Raw genomic sequence first — 3193 nt, 5'->3', positions numbered from 1 at the left:
CCGGGGCCGAGATCCAGATGAACCGGCGGAGCGGGAACGCGCTCGAACAGATCCTGAGCACGGAGCTGAAGAGCCAGGCCAAGTACATAAAGAACGCAATTGAGGAGCGGGAGCGGGAGGATTTGTTCCGGCTCAAGAAGGTCAAGAGTATTTTAGAGAGGAAGAAAAAGAAGGCAAGGGAGAAGAAACAACAGGAGGGATTATCCTCTCCGTTATCCGAGTGATGAGCGTATCGCGCCTTCCCGGCCGTACTCATAACCCTCACATCCCGCCCTATTCTCTCACCGTCTTAGGATATCCCTCCTGAAAAAGGGGTGAAGGACTAAGTACCCTAAAAAACAGGACTAAGTCCCCTACTTTTCCTGTTTTTACATCGTAAAAAAAGAGACGCAAATAGCGCTAATATAGCCGCGAAAGTCGGGTCTAAACGGACTGCAGGTTGCCGGGATTATTCTCTGTGGAAAACCACCCTCTGGGTAGTTGCCCGTCTTGCGCCAGCCCTGCCCCCAATGGGGGCGGGGGTGCATGTGATGCCTCTGCATTGCCTGAAAGGGATATTCTAACAAAGAGTTGTTTTAAAATTCCAATTGAGGCCACCGCGGGGCGCCCTTCGGGGCGGCGGCAAGCGTCTCGATCGGGGTATGGGGGCATCAGCCCCCATCATTACATCAAAGGATTTCAACAGAATATAAGATGCGGAAAAACAGGGATTCCGGATCGGGTCCCGAAACCAGAATCTCCACTCACTCCCCCTTCTTCTCCCCCTCTCCCGCCTGCCGGGCAAACGGCTGGTACGGCACGCCTCCACCTTCGTAGAACTTGCCGAAGAACTCGACAAGGTGGAGACGCATCGAGTGGATCGAAGGCGAGAACATCGCGAGCACGATGTTGAGCGCGTGCAGCAGGAGCGCGACGATGATGCCGATGATGGCGATCTCGAACGCCCCGCCAAGCCGGTTGGCAACGAGCGCGAGGATGACCGAGGCCATGCCGATAGCCATCAGCCGGGCGTACGAGAGGATGTTTCCCACCGTGCTCATCACTTCGATGGTGCCGAAGATCCCGGCCCCCAGCAGGATGAGCGGCAGGGCGACGATGACCAGTGCGATGGCCGGATACATGGCAACTTCCGGCAGAACACCCGTGAGGGTGATGGCAAGGATGATCAGCGCCACGATCATCATCAGCATACCGCATTTCTCGTACAGGTGCTTTCTCTTCTTCGTGATGACCGCGTTCCGGATGCCGATGACAAGACCAAGGAGGACATGGATGACGCCAAGAAGGATCGCGAGCACGAGCATCGGGATCATCGCATCCACCCGGTTCCAGGTAATGCCAAGGAAATGGACCGGGTGGAGCCATCCCATATGCTCTCCCAGGTCCCCGAAGAACTCGCCAAAGAGGTAGCCGAAGAAGATAGCCGGGATGGACGAGATGATCAGGATGTCCGCCAGGTTTTTCGCAAACGCCATTGCCTGGAACCGGTGCCGGATAACGAGCGCGAAGGCGAGAATGACAAGCCCGTACCCGATATCCCCGACCATGATCCCAAAGAAGAGCGGGAAGAAGATCGCAAGGATGGGGGAGGGATCGAGCTCGCGATACCGGGGTGGCGTGACAAGCTGCATGATAAATTCGAACGGCTTCACCCAGAAGGGATTGTCATAGAAGACCGGGGCGCTCTCCATGTCTTTCTCGCTTGTCGGAAGCTCGCAGAGGACGACCCGGCCCCTGAACCGGGCTTTCAGTTCCTGCCGGGTCTTCTTTACGTGTTTTTTCGGGATCCAGCCCATGATGACAAATGTATACTCGGACTGCCCGAAGTTCCGGTACGCCCCGAGTCCGCAGTGGATGTTTTCAAGATAGGTTTTCAGGACAACGAGCTCCTGGTACCAGGTTGCCGAGAACGCGAGGAGTTCGTGGTCGATCCGGGCGATCTCGTCCAGCGCCCGGAGCCGGCTGTCTTCGAGAAGGGCATACATCTCGTAGAACGGCCGGCCCGAATATTCCCTGGGGAGGCGGACCTCGTTCACATTCACGGAGTAGATGAAGGAATGGATCTCTTCGGAGAACCTTTTTGGAAAGACCATGATCGCGGCAAGGGTCTCCGCATCGACGCTTGTCGCGGTCATCTCGAAACGGTCGCCCGTGATTGTGAGGAGCTCCTTTTTGATCAGGTCCAGAACCTCCTTGTGCTCCTGCTGGATGAGGAGGATCGTTACCTCGAAACCTTCGAGCACGGGAAGTTCCTTCTCGATCGGCTGGATGATGTCGAGGACCTTCTCGTACCGGTTCAGGTTTGTGACCGAGAGGGTGAGCTCGCTCTTTCTCGCCGCAAGCTTCCGTGTTGTTGTCTCGAGGGTGTGGATGATCCTGCGGCTCCGGGCAAGGATCTCCCGGTGGTTCATCGACGCAAGGGAGGCCCTTAGCGAATCCTGTGCGGTCTCGTCGTCTGCGGTAGACGGAAGGGTCGAGAGGATCGCGCTGATGGTGGAAAGGACCCCGGAGACTTCTGCCGCCTCCTCCTGCCGCACACTGTCAAGGCGGATCTCCTCCTTTGAGACAAGCTCGGTGGCTTTCTCGAGGTGGACCGTGCCCGCCTGGTACAGGAAATCAACGACCTGTCCGAGGTCCTCCCGGGGCCCGACCACCTGGATCCGTTCCATCGCCTGGAGCATACGGCTCACCCGTCCCTTGTGCCCCTCACTGCTCCCCGGTCACGTACCTGACAATCGCATCGGCAGCAGCAGGGACATTCTTCTCCGCATGGGCGAGTGCCGCGGCGGTCTCCTCCTCTGCCGCCCTCTTCAGCTCCGCGATCTCGGTTTCGGTCCTCCCCCGTTCTGTCCAGTAGACCTGTTCCGCGGCAGTCTTTGCCATGCTCTCTGCCGTGCAGACCAGGTCATCGCCCTCGCTGTGGGCCGCCGCGATCATCGCAGTGGTTTTTTCGCGGGCCGATTCGATCCGGGATCCCAGCTCCCGCTCCTTGTCCCGGATCTCCTCCAAGATCGTCCCTTCGTGCTCCGTACTCGCTTCCCCCTTTAAAGTCCTTGCTGCCGTTTCGGCACCGAGGTTACCCCGCACGTGGGGCGCTTTTCACGATGCGATTTCCGCTCGTCCTTCGCCCCTGCACCCACAAGCCCCGCCCCCTCTGTTGCACCCTCCACAAGCCCTTCTCCGCAGCGACACA

General features: G+C 58.3%; 3 protein-coding genes. 1 reads left to right on the top strand and 2 read right to left on the bottom strand.

All coding sequences use genetic code 11. The features are described from left to right. Positions 1-224, top strand: a 224-nt coding sequence (locus CW742_RS09465; RefSeq protein WP_292419616.1) for a V-type ATP synthase subunit D, incomplete at its 5' end; no start/stop codon positions are given. 519 nt (positions 225-743) lie between these two features. Here the strand turns inward: CW742_RS09465 and CW742_RS09460 are convergent. Together CW742_RS09460 and CW742_RS09455 are read right to left on the bottom strand one after the other, a co-directional pair. Next, positions 744-2681: a V-type ATP synthase subunit I gene (locus tag CW742_RS09460; RefSeq protein ID WP_292419613.1), complete on the bottom strand. Its 1938-nt coding sequence runs from the start codon at positions 2679-2681 to the stop codon at positions 744-746. Positions 2682-2706: 25 nt separating this feature from the next. Continuing rightward, on the bottom strand, positions 2707-3009 hold the full coding sequence (locus CW742_RS09455) for a V-type ATPase subunit subunit G family protein (protein WP_292419610.1): 303 nt from the start codon (positions 3007-3009) through the stop codon (positions 2707-2709). Between the last annotated feature and the right edge of the window lie 184 nt (positions 3010-3193).

It is taken from the genome of Methanoregula sp., assembly GCF_002835825.1.
Taxonomy (GTDB): domain Archaea; phylum Halobacteriota; class Methanomicrobia; order Methanomicrobiales; family Methanospirillaceae; genus Methanoregula.
This window is presented reverse-complemented; position numbering and strand designations above follow the sequence as displayed.

Bases quoted from the DNA above. Each gene is read 5' to 3' on its own strand.
- CW742_RS09460 (WP_292419613.1), bottom strand. From the start codon at position 2,681: ATGCTCCAGGCGATGGAACGGATCCAGGTGGTCGGGCCCCGGGAGGAC.